This is a genomic window from Mycobacterium hainanense, from assembly GCF_041890355.1.
In the GTDB taxonomy this organism is placed as follows: Bacteria; Actinomycetota; Actinomycetes; order Mycobacteriales; family Mycobacteriaceae; genus Mycobacterium; species Mycobacterium hainanense.
This window is the reverse complement of the sequence record NZ_CP169059.1, coordinates 1,295,174-1,311,722: the sequence shown is the minus strand read 5'-3', so window position 1 is coordinate 1,311,722 and position 16,549 is coordinate 1,295,174. Positions and strand designations below refer to the sequence as shown.

The 16,549-nt window shown below is 67.0% G+C and carries 14 protein-coding genes; 6 read left to right on the top strand and 8 right to left on the bottom strand.

Annotated features, from left to right (window positions below; all coding sequences use genetic code 11):
• Positions 1–55: 55 nt before the first annotated feature.
• Positions 56–628 (bottom strand): DUF6611 family protein, encoded by a 573-nt coding sequence (locus ACEL92_RS06275; RefSeq protein ID WP_374024769.1) that lies wholly within the window; start codon positions 626–628, stop codon positions 56–58.
• Positions 629–1,226: 598 nt separating this feature from the next.
• Between ACEL92_RS06275 and kdpF the strand changes: the two genes are divergently transcribed.
• Genes kdpF through ACEL92_RS06245 form a run of 6 tightly spaced genes read left to right on the top strand, consistent with a single transcriptional unit; the run spans position 1,227 to position 9,320 of the window.
• A complete protein-coding gene (gene kdpF, locus ACEL92_RS06270; RefSeq protein WP_050790038.1) occupies positions 1,227–1,316 on the top strand; it encodes a K(+)-transporting ATPase subunit F in 90 nt (29 codons plus the stop codon).
• Entirely contained in the window at positions 1,316–2,986 is a 1,671-nt protein-coding gene (gene kdpA / locus ACEL92_RS06265) for a potassium-transporting ATPase subunit KdpA (RefSeq protein ID WP_374024768.1), read from the top strand. The genes kdpF and kdpA overlap by 1 nt, the downstream gene beginning before the upstream one ends.
• Positions 2,986–5,136 (top strand): potassium-transporting ATPase subunit KdpB, encoded by a 2,151-nt coding sequence (gene kdpB, locus ACEL92_RS06260; RefSeq protein WP_374024767.1) that lies wholly within the window; start codon positions 2,986–2,988, stop codon positions 5,134–5,136. Before kdpA ends, kdpB begins: the two co-directional genes overlap by 1 nt.
• A 1-nt stretch (position 5,137) precedes the next feature.
• The gene (locus tag ACEL92_RS06255; protein ID WP_374024766.1) at positions 5,138–6,061 is read left to right on the top strand and encodes a potassium-transporting ATPase subunit C; all 924 of its coding nucleotides are present in this window, start codon (positions 5,138–5,140) and stop codon (positions 6,059–6,061) included.
• Between the two features lie 11 nt (positions 6,062–6,072).
• The gene (locus tag ACEL92_RS06250) at positions 6,073–8,643 is read left to right on the top strand and encodes a DUF4118 domain-containing protein (RefSeq protein ID WP_374024765.1); all 2,571 of its coding nucleotides are present in this window, start codon (positions 6,073–6,075) and stop codon (positions 8,641–8,643) included.
• A complete protein-coding gene (locus ACEL92_RS06245; protein ID WP_374024764.1) occupies positions 8,640–9,320 on the top strand; it encodes a response regulator in 681 nt (226 codons plus the stop codon). Before ACEL92_RS06250 ends, ACEL92_RS06245 begins: the two co-directional genes overlap by 4 nt.
• Positions 9,321–9,372: 52 nt before the next feature.
• Here the strand turns inward: ACEL92_RS06245 and ACEL92_RS06240 are convergent, their stop codons facing one another.
• The 7 genes from ACEL92_RS06240 to ACEL92_RS06210 all read right to left on the bottom strand — a co-directional run bounded on the left by ACEL92_RS06240 (position 9,373) and on the right by ACEL92_RS06210 (position 16,528).
• On the bottom strand, positions 9,373–10,977 hold the full coding sequence (locus tag ACEL92_RS06240; protein WP_374026102.1) for an MFS transporter: 1,605 nt from the start codon (positions 10,975–10,977) through the stop codon (positions 9,373–9,375).
• Between the two features lie 237 nt (positions 10,978–11,214).
• Positions 11,215–12,159 (bottom strand): exopolyphosphatase, encoded by a 945-nt coding sequence (locus ACEL92_RS06235; protein WP_374024763.1) that lies wholly within the window; start codon positions 12,157–12,159, stop codon positions 11,215–11,217.
• Positions 12,153–12,641, bottom strand: coding sequence for a DUF501 domain-containing protein (locus tag ACEL92_RS06230; RefSeq protein WP_374024762.1), 489 nt, complete (start codon positions 12,639–12,641; stop codon positions 12,153–12,155). Before ACEL92_RS06230 ends, ACEL92_RS06235 begins: the two co-directional genes overlap by 7 nt.
• Positions 12,634–13,308, bottom strand: a complete 675-nt coding sequence (locus ACEL92_RS06225) for a septum formation initiator family protein (RefSeq protein ID WP_374026101.1) — start codon at positions 13,306–13,308, stop codon at positions 12,634–12,636. The genes ACEL92_RS06230 and ACEL92_RS06225 overlap by 8 nt, the downstream gene beginning before the upstream one ends.
• A gap of 1 nt (position 13,309) precedes the next feature.
• Positions 13,310–14,599, bottom strand: coding sequence for a phosphopyruvate hydratase (eno, locus tag ACEL92_RS06220; protein ID WP_374024761.1), 1,290 nt, complete (start codon positions 14,597–14,599; stop codon positions 13,310–13,312).
• 70 nt (positions 14,600–14,669) lie between these two features.
• Entirely contained in the window at positions 14,670–15,398 is a 729-nt protein-coding gene (locus tag ACEL92_RS06215) for a lytic transglycosylase domain-containing protein (protein WP_374026100.1), read from the bottom strand.
• A gap of 143 nt (positions 15,399–15,541) precedes the next feature.
• Positions 15,542–16,528, bottom strand: coding sequence for a nucleoside triphosphate pyrophosphohydrolase (locus ACEL92_RS06210; RefSeq protein ID WP_374024760.1), 987 nt, complete (start codon positions 16,526–16,528; stop codon positions 15,542–15,544).
• Positions 16,529–16,549 lie beyond the last annotated feature (21 nt).

Sequence of the window (16,549 nt, the reverse complement as noted above, 5' to 3'; positions counted from 1 at the left end):
CTGATGATTGGACGGACACCGGAACACCTCGACGCCTGGGGTTGGTGTCAGCGCATCACACACGCTCGTTCTCTTCCATCCGGTCGTAGGCATCCCACCAGATGGCCTCATGCTCGACCGGTGAGATCGCATGAGTTGCCAGCATGCGGTCGGCCTTGATCAGCATGTCGACCAACGTCCGCCATTGGGTGTATCTGCGCAGCTCCTGCAGGTCGGCCGTATTGGGCATGAGGATGATCGACATCGACCTGGCTCGAACACGGGGAGGCCCGGCCCTGAAAAACAGGAGCATGCTGATACTCAGGTAGGCAACCGCAGCGATTGTCAGCACGGTATCAGGTGAATCCATTGCATTGCCAAACACCATGACGCACAACAGCATGAGCGCGGCAGCGGTTAGCGGCCATGCACGCCACAGCCTTGCCAACCGCCGGTCGGTGGTACTGGTTCCGGGCGGATAGATCATCAGGTTGTAGCGGCGAACACCGTACTGGCTGACCGCGGCCCCATACGAGCCCCAAAGGTGGTCACCGTCGAGCAGCCGCGAGGGCCAGCGCGGCGCAGCTGCTCGTCCCTGTGGTGGTTCGGTAACGCCGCGTTCAACGGTCCGGTGTTGGCGATCACGCATGAATTTCGGTCTACGCCGAGAGCACGGCACGCGCCGGGATGACAACGGCATCCATACGCCCGGGGCGCCAATGTTTACGGAACCTTAATCGACCCGGTGCGCAGGATCGGTGAAAGCACCGGCCAAACCTTCTGTGGTGTCGCCGCACTGGCGCGCGAAGAGCTGCGTACCAATTTGTGGCTGGTTCCGGCGAGCCCTCTGCCAACAGCTCACTCGATGAGACCGCTCGTCTCACCGCCTCAAAACCCCTGTCGGTCAACACATTCCGATGCTGGGATGAGAAAGCGTGCCGCCGCCGGTCCGGACGTTGCCGGGCAGGAGTCGCTGGCAGGTTCGAACGAACGTGCGTAAACAAACCGTAAGGGAGCCCTGGACCACCGTAAGAAAAGTGTCAACCAAAGGCCCTATCGAACCTGCCCCAATTAATTTCAAGCTGAACTCGCCTCCGAGAACAGCGCTGCGGCTGACTCGATGAGGTCCTTTCGCATGCACGCGGATCGGCGCGGAACGGAGACAAGATGGGCGTACTGGCCTTTGTCGTGCTCACGGTGGCGGTGTTCGCCGTCCTCGGCCTGGTGCAGAAGTTGGTCGAGCGGCTGTGAGCTACGAAAACATCGTCGGTTTGGTGCTTTCCGTCCTGCTCGCGCTGTTCCTGGGCTGCGCACTGCTGTTCCCGGAGAGGTTCTGATGAGCGGGACGACGGCCGGTCTGGTCTTTGTCGCGGTGCTCGTCCTGGCGCTGGTCGCAGTGCACGTGCCGTTGGGCGACTACATGTACCGCGTCTACACGGCGGACAAGGATTCGTACGTCGAGCGGGCGATCTATCGCCTGATCGGTGTCGATTCCCGCTCTGAGCAGACCTGGGGCGGTTACGCGCGCAGCGTGTTGGCGTTCTCGTCGATCAGCATCCTGTTCCTGTTGGTGTTCCAGCTGGTGCAGGGCAAACTGCCGCTGCACCTGCATGATCCGGCCACCCAGATGACCCCGGGGCTCGCGTGGAACACCGCGGTCAGCTTCGTCACCAACACCAACTGGCAGGCCTACTCGGGCGAGTCCACGCAGGGTCACCTGGTGCAGATGGCCGGGCTGGCGGTGCAGAACTTCGTCTCGGCGGCCGTCGGCATGGCGGTGGCGATCGCGTTGGTGCGCGGGTTCGCGCGGAGGCGCACCGGTGATCTGGGGAATTTCTGGGTCGACCTGGTTCGCGGCACGCTGCGCATCCTGCTGCCGATCTCGATTGTCGGCGCGATCGTGCTCGTCGCCGGTGGGGCGATCCAGAACTTCCACCTGCACGACCAAGTTGTTACCACCCTGGGCGGCGCGCAGCAGACCGTCACCGGCGGCCCGGTGGCCAGCCAGGAGGCGATCAAGGAACTCGGCACCAACGGGGGCGGCTTCTACAACGCGAACTCCGCCCACCCGTTCGAGAACCCGACCAGGTGGACCAACTGGCTGGAGATCTTCCTGCTGCTGGTGATCAGCTTCTCGCTGCCGCGCACCTTCGGGCGCATGGTGGGCAGCACCAAGCAGGGCTACGCGATCGCATCCGTCATGGCCTCGCTGTACGCGATAAGCGTGACCTTCATGATGTGGTTCCAGCTGCAGCACCACGGCACGGTGCCGACCGCGGTCGGCTCTGCCATGGAGGGGGTAGAGCAACGCTTTGGCGTCGCCAACTCGGCAGTGTTCGCCGACTCGACGACACTCACCTCCACCGGCGCCGTCGACTCCTTCCACGACTCCTACACCAGCCTCGGCGGGATGATCACGATGTTCAATATGCAGCTCGGCGAGGTCGCCCCCGGCGGCACCGGCTCGGGTTTGTACGGCATGCTGGTCCTGGCGGTAATCACCGTCTTCGTCGCCGGCCTGATGGTTGGGCGGACACCGGAATACCTCGGCAAGAAGATCAACCCTCGCGAGATCAAGCTTGCCGCAAGCTATTTCCTGGTCACTCCGCTGATCGTGCTGACCGGCACCGCGATCGCGATGGCCCTGCCCGGCGAACGAGCCGGCATGCTCAACTCCGGCCCGCACGGCCTGTCGGAGGTGTTGTACGCGTTCACCTCCGCCGCCAACAACAACGGGTCGGCCTTCGCCGGCATCAGCGTCAACACCAACTGGTACAACACCGCCCTCGGGCTGGCCATGGTCTTCGGCAGATTCCTGCCCATCGTGCTCGTCCTCGCGTTGGCCGGCTCGCTGGCGAAACAAGGGATGACGCCGGAATCAGCCGGGACACTACCCACCCACCGGCCGCAGTTCGTCGGGATGGTCGCGGGCGTCACGCTGATCCTCGTTGCGCTCACCTTCCTGCCCATGCTCGCGCTCGGGCCTCTCGCTGAAGGAATCCACTGATGACCGCTTCCACCATCGAAACGGCTGAGAAGGCTCAGTCCGCGTCGCCGACCAGTACAAAACGCGTTCAGGGCGGCCTGCTTGATCCCAAGATGCTCTGGAAGTCGACGCCGGATGCGCTGCGCAAACTCGACCCGCGCACCCTGTGGCGCAACCCGGTGATGTTCATCGTCGAGATCGGCGCGGCCTGGAGCACGGTGCTCGCAATCATCGACGCGACCTGGTTCGCGTGGTTGACCGTGGCCTGGCTGTGGCTGACTGTGCTGTTCGCGAATCTCGCCGAGGCGGTCGCAGAAGGGCGAGGCAAAGCCCAGGCCGAGTCACTGCGCCGGGCGAAGACCCACACCCCGGCCCGGCGGCTCCGAGACTGGAGACCCGGCGCGCCGATCACCGAAGAAGAGATCGCCGCTCCACTTCTGCAGCAGGGTGACGTCGTCGTGGTCGAGGCCGGGCAGGTGATACCGGGTGATGGCGATGTCGTCGAAGGCATTGCCTCCGTGGACGAATCGGCCATCACCGGTGAGTCGGCGCCGGTGATCCGCGAATCCGGCGGCGACCGCTCGGCGGTCACCGGCGGCACCACCGTGCTGAGCGACCGAATCGTCGTGCGAATCACCCAGAAGCCCGGCGAGAGCTTCATCGACCGGATGATCGCGCTCGTCGAGGGCGCCAATCGGCAGAAGACTCCCAACGAGATCGCGCTGAACATTCTGCTGGCCGCGCTGACCATCATCTTCATCTTCGCCGTCGCCACGCTGCAGCCGCTGGCGATCTATTCGAAGATGAACAATCCCGGAGTCCCGGACACCCAGGCCCTCAACACCAACGGCGTCACCGGCATCGTGATGGTGTCGCTGTTGGTGTGCCTGATTCCCACCACCATCGGCGCGTTGCTGTCCGCGATCGGCATCGCCGGCATGGACCGGCTGGTGCAACGCAACGTGCTCGCCATGTCGGGCCGCGCGGTGGAGGCTGCGGGCGACGTCAACACGCTGCTGCTGGACAAGACCGGCACCATCACCCTGGGCAACCGGCAGGCGGGCGCCTTCGTCCCCCTGGACGGGGTCAGCAGCGAGCAACTCGCCGACGCCGCGCAGTTGTCGAGCCTGGCCGACGAAACGCCGGAGGGACGCTCGATCGTCGTCTACGCCAAGCAGCACTTCGGGCTGCGCGCGCGCACGCCGGGCGAGCTCGCGCACGCCCATTGGGTGGAATTCTCCGCCGCGACGCGGATGTCCGGCGTGGACATCGACGGGCACCAGCTGCGCAAGGGCGCGGCCAGCTCCGTCGCGGAATGGGTACGCGGTCAGGGCGGCAAGGTTCCCCAGCAGCTCGGCGAGCTTGTCGACGGCATCTCCGCCGGCGGCGGCACCCCGCTGGTCGTCGGGGAGATCCGCGACGGTGAGGCGTCGGTGCTGGGCGTCATCCACCTCAAGGACGTCGTCAAGCAGGGCATGCGCGATCGGTTCGACGAGATGCGCAAGATGGGCATCCGGACGGTGATGATCACCGGCGATAACCCGTTGACCGCCAAAGCGATTGCCGACGAGGCCGGCGTCGACGACTTCCTCGCCGAGGCCACACCCGAGGACAAGCTTGCACTGATCAAGCGGGAACAGGAGGGCGGCAAGCTGGTCGCGATGACCGGCGACGGCACCAACGACGCGCCGGCGCTGGCTCAGGCCGACGTCGGCGTGGCGATGAACACCGGCACGTCGGCCGCCAAAGAGGCCGGCAACATGGTCGACCTCGACTCCGACCCCACCAAGCTCATCGAGATCGTCGAGATCGGCAAGCAGCTGCTGATCACCCGCGGCGCGTTGACCACCTTCTCGATCGCCAACGACATCGCCAAGTACTTCGCGATCATCCCGGCCATGTTCGTCGCGCTGTTTCCCGGGCTGGACATGATCAACATCATGCGATTGCACAGCCCGCAGTCGGCGATCCTGTCAGCGGTGATCTTCAACGCGATCGTCATCGTGGCGCTGATCCCGCTGTCGCTGCGTGGGGTTCGCTACACACCCAGCAGCGCGTCAAAACTGTTGAGCCGCAATCTCTACGTATACGGCCTCGGCGGGATCGTCGCCCCGTTCATCGGAATCAAGGCGATCGACCTGATCATCCAATTCGTCCCCGGGATGTCCTGACATGAAGTTCTCGAGTTTTGTTCGCATGCACTGGGCGGCCTTTCGCGCCCTGCTCGTGCTGACCGTGATCACCGGCGTCGCCTACCCGCTGTTCATTTGGCTGGTGGCGCAGATACCGGGACTACATGACAAGGCCGAGGGATCGATCCTGACCGCCAACGGCAAACCGGTCGGGAGCCGGCTGATCGGCCAGCTGTTCACCGACAAGGACGGAAACCCGTTGCCCCAGTACTTTCAAAGCCGCCCGTCGGCGGCCGGCAACGGCTACGACCCGCTGGCGTCGAGCGCGAGCAATCTGGGGCCCGAGAGCATCGTCGACACGCCCGCCGATCCGGCCCTTATGGCGTCGGGCAAGTCCGCCTCGGATGCGGGATTCAAGCCGAGCCTGCTGACCACCGTGTGTTCGCGCAGCGCAGCGGTGGGCCAGCTCGAAGGTGTCGACGGGTCGCGACCGTTTTGCACCGGTGGCGGTGTGGGCGCCGTGCTGTCGGTGATCGGGCCCCGCGACGCCCGCGGCAACGTCACCCATCCGACGCGGGTGGTCAGCGTCAACGAGCCGTGTCAGGCCACCCCGGCGCCGTTCGTGACGCTTTACGAGGGCGTGCGGGTCGAATGCGCGAAGTACGGCGAGGACTACACGATCGGTCAGATCGTGCCCATCCGCGGTGCCGCACCAGCAAACCCCGCCGTGCCCGCCGACGCCGTCACCGCGAGCGGCAGCGGACTCGACCCGAACATCTCACCGGCCTACGCCGACCTTCAGGTCGCCAGGGTGGCCAAGGCGCGACACGTCACCGCGGATCAGATCCGCCAAGTGTTGGCGCAGAATCAAAGCGGCCGCACCCTGGGATTTTTCGGTGAACCGTGTGTCAACGTGTTGCAACTCAACCTGCAACTCGATCGGCGTTATCCGGTCACCAGTTAGCGCCGAGAGGGATGATGGTTCACATGAGGGGCCGTAACGATCATCCCAAACGCGGAGAGCTACGCATCTATCTCGGCGCGGCGCCGGGTGTAGGCAAGACCTATGCGATGCTCGGTGAAGCACACCGGCGCCTAGAGCGCGGCACAGACGTCGTGGCCGCGGTCATCGAGACGCACGGGCGCCGTAAGACCGCTGAGCTGCTTCAAGGCATCGAGATGATCCCGCCGCGGTACCTCAAATACCGTGGTGCCAGTTTCGCCGAGGTCGACGTGCCGGCCATCCTCGCGCGTCGACCCCAAGTCGTCTTGGTCGATGAGCTCGCGCACACCAACACGCCGGGCAGCAAAAACCCCAAGCGCTGGCAGGACGTGGAGGAATTACTCGACGCGGGGATCACGGTGATATCCACCGTCAACGTCCAGCACCTGGAGAGCCTGAACGACGTCGTCGCGCAGATCACCGGCATAGAACAGAAGGAGACCATACCCGACTCGATCGTGCGGCAGGCGGCGCAGGTCGAGCTCATCGACATCACACCGGAAGCGCTGCGCCGCAGGCTGTCCCACGGCAACATCTACGCGCCCGAACGGATTAATGCGGCGCTGTCCAATTACTTCCGACCCGGAAATCTCACCGCTCTGCGTGAGTTGGCGTTGCTGTGGCTGGCCGATCAGGTGGACACCGCGCTGGTGAAATACCGCGCAGAGAACAAGATCACCGACGTGTGGGAGGCCCGCGAACGGGTCGTGGTCGCGGTCGCCGGCGGTGCAGGATCCGAGACGCTGGTACGGCGGGCATCGCGAATCGCGTCGAAGTCCAGCGCGGAGCTGATGGTGGTGCATGTCATCCGTGGTGACGGGCTGGCCGGGGTGTCAGAAACACGGATGAATAGAATCCGCGAGCTGGCGAGCAGCCTCGACGCCTCCGTGCACACGGTCATCGGCGACGATATACCTACGACCCTGCTCGATTTCGCCCGCGAGATCAACGCCACCCAGTTGGTCGTCGGGACCTCCCGCCGGTCACGGTTGGCACGCATCTTCGATGAAGGCATCGAACAGACCGTGGTCGAGCGGTCGGGCAAGATCGATGTCCACATCGTCACCCATGAGCACGAAGGCAAGCGCGCACGAAGCGCGGTGACGCTGTCGCGCCAGGGGCAACGGGTCGCATCCTGGTTGGCGGCCATCATCGTGCCCTCGGTCGTCTGCGCGATCAACGTTACGGTGCTGGACCGGTACTTGGATACCGCAGGCGAGAGCGCGTTGTTCTTCGTCGGGGTGTTGTTGGTCGGACTCCTGGGAGGTATTGCGCCCGCTGTACTTTCGGCGGTGCTGTCCGGGCTGTTGCTCAACTACTATTTGATACCTCCGCGACACAGCTTCAACATCGATGAACCCAGCAGCGCCATCACCGAACTCGTGCTGCTTCTGATCGCGGTCGCCGTGGCGGTGCTGGTCGACGGCGCGGCCAAGCGCACCCGCGAGGCCCGACGCGCCTCGCAGGAGGCGGAGCTGCTGACGCTGTTCGCGGGCTCGGTGCTGCGCGGGGCGGATCTCGAGACCCTGCTCGAGCGGGTGCGCGAGACCTACTCGCAACGCGCGGTCAGCATGCTGCGCGAACCCGGCGAGGAGGACCATGGCGGCGGCAGGCGGGGCGAGGTCGTCGCCTGCGTAGGCCGGGACCCGTGTGTCACGGTCGATTCGGCCGATACCGCGATCGAGGTCGGCGACGACGAGTTCTGGATGCTGTTGGCGGGCCGAAAGCTTTCGGCCCGCGACCGGCGGGTGCTGGGCGCGGTGGCCAAGCAGGCCGCGGGTCTGATCCGGCAGCGCGAGCTCACCCAGGAAGCCAGCCGGGCCGAGGCGATCGTACGGGCCGACGAGTTGCGGCGTTCCCTGCTGTCGGCCGTCAGCCACGACCTGCGCACGCCGCTGGCGGCGGCCAAGGTCGCGGTGTCCAGCCTGCGCGCCGAGGACGTCGCCTTCTCCCCCGCGGACACGGCGGAACTGCTGGCGACCATCGAGGAGTCCATCGACCAGCTGACCGCGCTGGTGGGAAACCTGCTCGATTCGTCGCGCCTGGCCGCCGGGGTGGTGCACCCCGACGTGCGCCGGGTGTACCTGGAGGAAACGGTGCAACGGGCGCTGATCAGCATCGGCAAGGGGGCCACCGGTTTCTACCGCTCCGCGATCGACCGGGTGAAAGTCGACGTCGGTGACGCCGTGGTGCTGGCCGACGCGGGGCTGCTGGAACGCGTGCTGGCCAACCTGATCGACAACGCGCTGCGGTACGCCCCCGACTGCGTGGTCCGAGTCAACGCGGGGCGCGTCGGCGATCGGGTGCTGATCAACGTCATCGACGAGGGGCCCGGCATCCCGCATGGGGCCGAGGAACAGATCTTCGAGGCGTTTCAGCGCCTCGGTGATCACGACAACACCACGGGGGTGGGCCTGGGCATGTCGGTGGCCCGCGGCTTCGTCGAAGCCATGGGCGGGACCATCACGGCCGGGGACACCCCGGGCGGCGGTCTGACGGTAGTCGTGGAATTGGCCGCGCCCGAGACGGCTGGGGCGCGATGACCCGAGTGTTGGTGATCGACGACGAGCCCCAGATCCTGCGGGCGCTGCGCATCAACCTGTCCGTGCGCGGATACGAGGTGATCACCGCGTCCAGCGGCACCGGCGCGCTGCGCGCCGCCGCGGAGCACAAACCCGACGTGGTGATCCTCGACCTGGGCCTGCCCGACATCTCCGGCATCGACGTGCTGGCCGGCCTGCGGGGGTGGCTCACCGCGCCGGTGATCGTGTTGTCGGCGCGCACCGACTCGTCGGACAAGGTCGAGGCGCTCGATGCCGGGGCCGACGACTATGTCACCAAACCCTTTGGCATGGACGAGTTCCTGGCGCGGCTGCGGGCAGCGATCCGCCGCAACACCACCGCCGCCGAGCTGGAGCAGCCGGTGATCGAGACGGACGCCTTCACCGTCGATCTGGCGGCCAAGAAGGTCACCAAGAACGGCGCCGAGGTCCACCTCACCCCCACCGAATGGGGAATGCTGGAAGTGCTGGTGCGCAACCGCGGCAAGCTGGTCGGCCGTGAAGAGCTCCTCAAAGAGGTGTGGGGACCCGCATACGCCACCGAAACACATTACCTGCGAGTCTATTTGGCGCAGCTACGACGCAAGCTCGAGGACGATCCATCACACCCCAAGCACTTGCTGACCGAGTCGGGCATGGGGTATCGGTTCGAGGTGTGAGTGTGCGCCCGGCGTGCCTGGCGCGCACCCGGGGCGGCGTCGAGCAGACCCGTCATGGTCGTACCCGGACCGGAAGGTAGTACTCGTGTTGGCGGTTGTAGTCAACGGTGTAGGCGATCGCCGTCATCACGCCCTCGTCGTCGAATTCCAACCAGCGCTGGGTGCGTTGACGCTCGAATTCGGTCCAAGAGGCGACGGTGAACCTTTCGAGGAGCGTATCCGGTTGTCCGACGCTGTGATAAAGCCGCCAAGTGTGACCACCCGTTCGCAGCCGCGATCGTCGGACGGCGCGTATCGCCTCGACGAATTCGTCGAGGCGGTCAGCGGGCACGCGGTAACGGACGGTGACGAGAACCGGCCCGTCGTTGGGGCAGGGTTCGAACACCAACGTCGGAGTCGGCCATGCTGTGGATACGCCGACCTTCAGCTTTCCGGTCGACGGCCGCAACGGAAGCACGGCGACGCTCAGAGCAACTGCGCCCAGCATCACCGCGGAACCGAGCAGCGCCGTGCGCAGATCCGTCCGCGTGGCTATCGCGCCCCAGGCATACGAGCCGAGTGCCTGAGAGCCCGTCGCGACCAGTAGATAGAGGGCCAGCCCGCGTGCCATGACCCATCGCGGCAACGAGAGCTGCGCGGCGGCGTTCAACGTTGTCAACGTGATCAGCCACGCCATCCCAGACAGCATCAGGAATGGCGTCGCCGCGGCGAACGGCAGCCAGATCACCGCAAGCGGCGCGAGGCCGTACGCGGCCGCCGACGCCGCCAGCAGAACATTGTCGGAAATTCGCTCGCGCAACCGCCCGGCAACGACGACGGCGAGGATGGCACCGAATCCCATAGCCGCCAGCGCGACACCGTAGCCACTGGCCGTTAGGTGCCACTTGCGCGCGGCGGCCACCGGCAGCAAAGCGAATACCGCCGAGGCGGGAAACAGGAACAGCGCCGCCCGCAACAGGATCCGACGAATATTGGGACCGTTACGAACGAATCGCAGGCCGGCGATCACGGCTTGGGCGAGGTGTTCTCGCTCGATGGGGCTGAGCTGTTTCGGTCGCTTCCAGGCCAACAGCACAGCGATTATTCCGGCGAACGAGATGGCGTTGATTGCAAAGACCGCGGCAGGGCCCGCCAAAGCCACGACAACGCCGCCGAGTGCCGGTCCGATCGCCCGGGCCGCATTTCCCGCGACGCTACCCAGGGTCGCTGCGGCCGTGATCTGCTCACGCGGAACAATTTCGGGCTGAATCGCCTGCCAGGCCGGGGCGGTAAGGGCGGCCGCACAGCCAATCGCCGCGGTAAATAGCAGCAGCGAGGTAGGGCTGAGCCGGCCGAGGAAGGTCAGAACCGCCAGCGCCAGCGCGACCAGCACCGCATACGTGTTCAGAAGAATCAGCAACCGACGTCGGTCGAACAGATCGGCGAGTGCGCCGGCGAACAATCCGAAAAGCAAGGTCGGTGCAAGGGTCGCCGTCTGGACAAGTGCCACGATGACGTCGCTGCTGTGCTTCTCGACCAAAAACCATTGAGCCGCAACGGTTTGCATCCACGTCCCAATGTTGGAGCCCAGCTGCGCCATCAACAACCCGCGGTAGACGTGATTACGCAACGGCGCCCATGCCGACGGTCGCCCGTCGGCATGGCCGTCGCCCGACATCACCGCAGAGCTGATAACCGGCCACCCGTCTGTTCGACGCACTTGCGACGCTCGGCCTGGCTGGCGCCGTGTACCGCCGCAGCAACCGGAATGCCCGTCATGATCACGGGCGGCCGGGCGGACAGATCTGGCATAACACGCCTTCCACGTCGTGCAGAAGTTGAAGTCTAGAGCAACTGCCCAGGTTCGGCGCGCGCCGAAATGACTGCGCCCAACGCCGCGATATTTGGGGGCGGGCTATTGCGCGATCGAGAACACGATGCCGTCCAGGATGTCGTGCTCGCTGACCGTCAGCTCGTCGATGCCGGCACGGGCGCGCAGTTCGCGGGCCAACTCCTCGACCACGATCGCGCCGCCGCCAATGACGTCGGCACGCCCCTCGTGCATCGGCGGCAACGCCGCGCGCTCGGATCGTGGCATGGCGATCAGCCGCTCGCACACCGCCAGGAGATATTCGCACGAAACACGCGAAAGGTGAATGGCCGCAGAGTCATACGTCGTCATGTTGTGGGCCAGCGCGGACAGCGTCGTCATCGTCCCGGCCAGCCCCACCCAGGTTCGCGCCCCCTCGACGGGCACCGCGCCCAGCGCGACATCGAGCCGCTCGCGCACCAGCGCCCGGGCCGCCGCCACCTCCCCGGGTGTCGGCGGATCCGAGTGCAGGCAGCGTTCGGTCAGCCGGACGCAGCCGATGTCGGCCGAGTAGCTCGCCACCACGGCGTCTGCGCCGAGCACGATCTCGGTGGAGCCGCCACCCAGGTCGACGACGACGAAAGGGCCTGAGGCAGGGTCTAATTCGCCGACCGCCCCGCGAAACGAAAGCGCGGCCTCCTCGGCGCCGGTGATCACCTCGGCCACCGCGCCCGGCACCACGGCACCCAGCACCTCGGCCGTCATCGCAAAGAAGACATCGCGATTGGCGACGTCGCGGGCCGCCGACGTGGCCACCATCCGCACCCGCTCGACGCCGTGCCGCTTGAGCAGCCCGGCATAATCGGCGAGCGCGCCCCGCGTCCGGGCGATCGCCTCCGGCGCGAACTCGCCCGTCGCATCGACACCCTGCCCCAGCCGCACGATCCGCGTCTCGCGATGCACGTCGCGCAACCGGCCGTCGCGCACGTCGGCGATCAGTAACCGGATAGAGTTTGTCCCGCAGTCGATTCCGGCGAGCCTGCTCACCATTGCCCCCTCACCAGGATGCCGGCCATGGCGGGGTCGGGAGCCAGGATCGCCAGCGCCTCATCGCCGAGCGGGTTGCACCCCGGCCCCTTGGCCAGCGAGTGCGCGATCAGCACGTGCAGGCACTTGACCCGGTCCGGCATCCCGCCGCCGGAGAACGTCGTCCCCAGCGGCTCGATCGCGTCCCGTTCCGCCAAGTACGATCCGTGCGCACGCCGATACGCGGCCGCCAGTTCGGGGTCACGCCGCAATCGCTCGGACATCTCGCGCATCAACCCGGTCGTCTCCAGCCTGCTCGCGGCCGCGGTGAGCACCGGATGCGTCAGGTAGTACAACGTCGGAAACGGTGTGCCGTCAGGAAGTTTCGGTGCGGTCTTCACAACACCGGGTTCGCCGCTGGGGCAGCGGTAGGCGATCTCGAGCACGCCTCGCGGCTCGCGCCCGAGCTGACGCGCCACGGCCTCCAGGTCGGCAGGATCAACCACCGGGCGCCGCCGGGCTGGGCGGCGGACCAAGACCGGCGGGACCGGGCTCGGGCGGCGGCACATTGGCCGGGGGCAGGTGCGGCGCGTCGGCGATGGTGTGCCACAGCGACGTGTACCAGGGATCAGTGCTGGCGGGTTTTGCCGCCTGGCCTCCCGGCTCGCTGGGAGCCGCCGTCGGCGGAAGCTGAACCTGGAACGGGATGTCGCCCGGTTTCACGAAGCCGAGCCGCTCGCGGGCCTGCGCCGCGATATAGGCCGGGTCACCCAGTTTGGCCTTGCGCTGCTCCAGGTCGGCGATCTGGCGGCGCAGCGCGGCTTCGCTTGCCGTCAACTGATTCATCTCGGTGCGCTGCGCGAAGTAAGTGCGTACCGGGCCGGCGATGGTCAGCGTCAGCACGCAGACGACCGCCGCCAGCACCGCCGCGCGCCGGGCGGTGAAGCCCAGCCGTTGCTCGGACCGCTGTTCCACCGAATCCGCGGCCTGCCGCTTGATCGGCTCGACCACATGCTCGAAAACCGTTCGGGGGCTGGCCTGCTTCGCGGTGGCGGACGGCTTGGAAGACGGCTTGGAAGACGGCTTGGCCGTGCGGCGCCGCCGAACCGGATCACCGGCCTTCCCCGGACGCGATGCCGGGGAGCGCCGTTTTGGATCCGGCTTGCCGGGCAAGCTATTTGGCCTCCGGCGCGTAACGCGGGAACGCCAGGTCGCCGGCGTACCGGGCGGCATCGCCCAGCGCCTCCTCGATCCGCAGCAGCTGGTTGTACTTGGCGACGCGCTCGCTGCGGGCCGGCGCTCCGGTCTTGATCTGCCCGCTGCCGACGGCCACCGCGAGGTCGGCGATCGTGGTGTCCTCGGTCTCGCCGCTGCGGTGGCTCATCATCGTCCGGTACCCGCTGTGGTGGGCCAGCGCGACGGCGTCGAGCGTCTCGGTGAGCGTGCCGATTTGATTCACCTTGACCAGCAAGGCATTTGCGACGCCCTTTTCGATGCCTTCCTCGAGGCGTTCGGGATTGGTGACGAAGATGTCGTCGCCGACGATCTGCACACGGTCACCGATCGACGTCGTCAGGGCCGCCCAGCCCTCCCAGTCGTCCTCGGAGAGCGGGTCTTCGATGGAGACCAGCGGGTAGGAGCCGAGCAGCCCGGCGTAGAACTCCGCCATCTGCTCGGCAGTGCGGGTGCTGCCCTCGAAGGCGTATCCGGTGCCGTCGGTGTAGAACTCGGTGGCCGCCGCGTCCAGGGCCAGCGCCACGTCGACCCCCAGCTTGAACCCGGCGGCCTCGATGGCGCTGCCGATCAGGTCCAGCGCCGCGGTGGTGCCGGCTACGTCCGGGGCGAAACCGCCCTCGTCCCCCAGGCCGGTGCTCAGGCCCTGCTTCTTGAGCACCGACTTGAGCGAGTGGTACACCTCGGCACCCCAGCGCAGCGCCTCACTGAAGCTGGGGGCGCCGATCGGGGCCACCATGAATTCCTGGATGTCGACCGCGGTGTCGGCGTGGGCGCCGCCGTTGAGGATGTTCATCATCGGCACCGGCAGGATGTGCGCGTTCGGTCCCCCGATGTAGCGGAACAGCGGCAGCTCGGCGGAATCGGCGGCGGCCTTGGCGACCGCCAGCGACACGCCCAGGATCGCGTTGCCGCCCAGCCGGGACTTGTCGGGGGTGCCGTCCAGATCGACCAGCGCCTGGTCCACCAACCGCTGGTCGTCGGCGTTGAGCCCGATCACCGCCGGGCCGATCTCGTCGAGGACGGCTTGCACGGCCTTGTGCACTCCCTTGCCGCCGTACCGCTCACCGCCGTCGCGCAGCTCGACGGCCTCGTGCTCGCCGGTCGACGCCCCCGACGGCACCGCCGCGCGGGCGAACGTCCCGTCGATCAGGGCGATCTCGACCTCGACCGTCGGGTTGCCGCGGGAATCGAGGATTTCGCGGGCCCCGACCTGCTCGATAATCGGCACTGAGTTTCTCCTTGTGTTCCTAGCTGGTGCCGGCCTCGGGCCGCCGTTAGGTAAAGCCCGTTACATCCTGCTACAGCGGGTGGCCCGCCGCATAAGCGGTCGCCCAGTCGCGCACCGCACGCGCGTAGACGCCCGAGTTGTTGTAGGCCCGCAGCGCGGTGATCCAGCCGCGCGGGGTCGCCAGATCCTTTCCCCGCCAACACAGGTAACCGGCCGCCGCGAGCGCCGCGTCGTCGATGTTGTCCGGGCTGACGCGGCCGTCGTTGTGGGCGTCGACACCGTACAACCGCCAGGTCTCCGGGATGAACTGCATCGGCCCCATGGCCCGCACCACCCCGTCGTCGTCGGTCACCTGTTCCGCGCTGTCGACGATGCGCAGGGTGCCGCCGCTGCCGTCCAGGCGGACGCCGCGGATGGGCGGGCTCACGTCCCCGTTGGGCGCCAGTCGGGCGCCGCGGTAGGTGCCGTGATGGCTCTCGACCTGGCCGATGCCGGCCAAGGTGGTCCACGCGATATGGCACTTGGGGTTTTCGACCTCGGCGACCCGGGCCGCGTACGCGTACGCCTCCAGTGCGATCACCGGGATCTCGAGGGTCGCCGACCGCTGTTCCGCCCAGGCCCGAAGCTGGTCCGCGGGGCGGCCGCTGGCGTGGGTGTCCACCGGCGGCACCGGCGCTCCCGCGGGCGGTGGCACGCCCTCCGGAATGAATAGGCTGAGCTGCCACGTGCAGCTGGAGGCCATCAGCATCGCGGTCGCGCCGATCACGGCAGCCGCGCGCAACCAACGCCTCGGCGACACCATGCTGGTTAAAGCTCCCTCAAACTCCCCTGCACCAACTTCGCACAACCATCGTCCCATGTGTTGCCGTGTTGCCCGGCCGCGTCGGGTCCTCCGGCGCAGGATTTCGATAATTATCAGTTAGCTCCAAGCAGCTTTCGCGGTCACGCGTCGCCCCCCGCGGCGTCCGCCGCAGCCGCATCGGGCGCCTCGTTCGACGGCCAGTGCGCACGCCACTCCTCCTCGGTGACCTCCCCGAGGGGCGCAACGTCGAACTCGTCCGGGACGCGGATGCCGCGGCGCGCAGCGGCAATCGCCCGTTCGACTTCCCGAACCGTGTCGACGAACTCCAGAACCGCCGAGCGCAGCGCGCCTTCCGCGTCGCCATCGGCCGACACCGAGACAGAGGTGATGTCGGCGGGTACGAGGTCGGCGGGCACGCCGGCCTTCTCGGCACGCTGAATCACCTTCTGCGCCAGCGCCAAAGCCGGCTGCCCGGTATGCACGTCGTCCATCACCGATTTCCGGGGCTTTTCGGCGGCCTTGCGCTCTTCCCATTGGGCCAGCTGCTCTTCCAGCGAAATGGTCTGGCCCGCAAGCACGCCCGGCACCCGGTTGCCCAGCTTGCGCATCAGCGTGACGGCAACGTCGTCGATGGTGAAGGGAAGCTGCGGCGCGTCCTCGGCGATGCGCGCGTGAAAGAGCACCTGCAGCAACACGTCGCCGAGTTCTTCGCGCAGCTGGTCGGCGCTGCCGCTGCGGACCGCGTCCAACAGTTCGTAGGTCTCCTCGAGCAAAAACCGGCGCAACGAGTCGTGGGTCTGCTCGCTCTCCCAGGGCCCGGCGGTGCGCAGTTTGTCCATCATCGCGACGGCATCGACCAGTCGTTCGCCGCGTTGGGTCTCCGGCGCGGCGATCAGCCGGGCCCCCGCGGCCAGGCGCGCGGTGACGGCGGGATGGTCGGGGTCGGACGAAAGAAGCACCGGCGCCGGATCATCGGGGTCCCCGGCGTGCACCGGACGCGCCGCCGGAAGCGACCAGGGCACCGCGACGGGCATCTCCTCGGTGTACTGCACCTGGCCGCTGAGATGTTCGATCGCTTCCACCGGGACCAGCGATGGGCGACGCGGGTCGAACAAGACGACGATCATCAGCGCCGCTCCTTTCGCCCG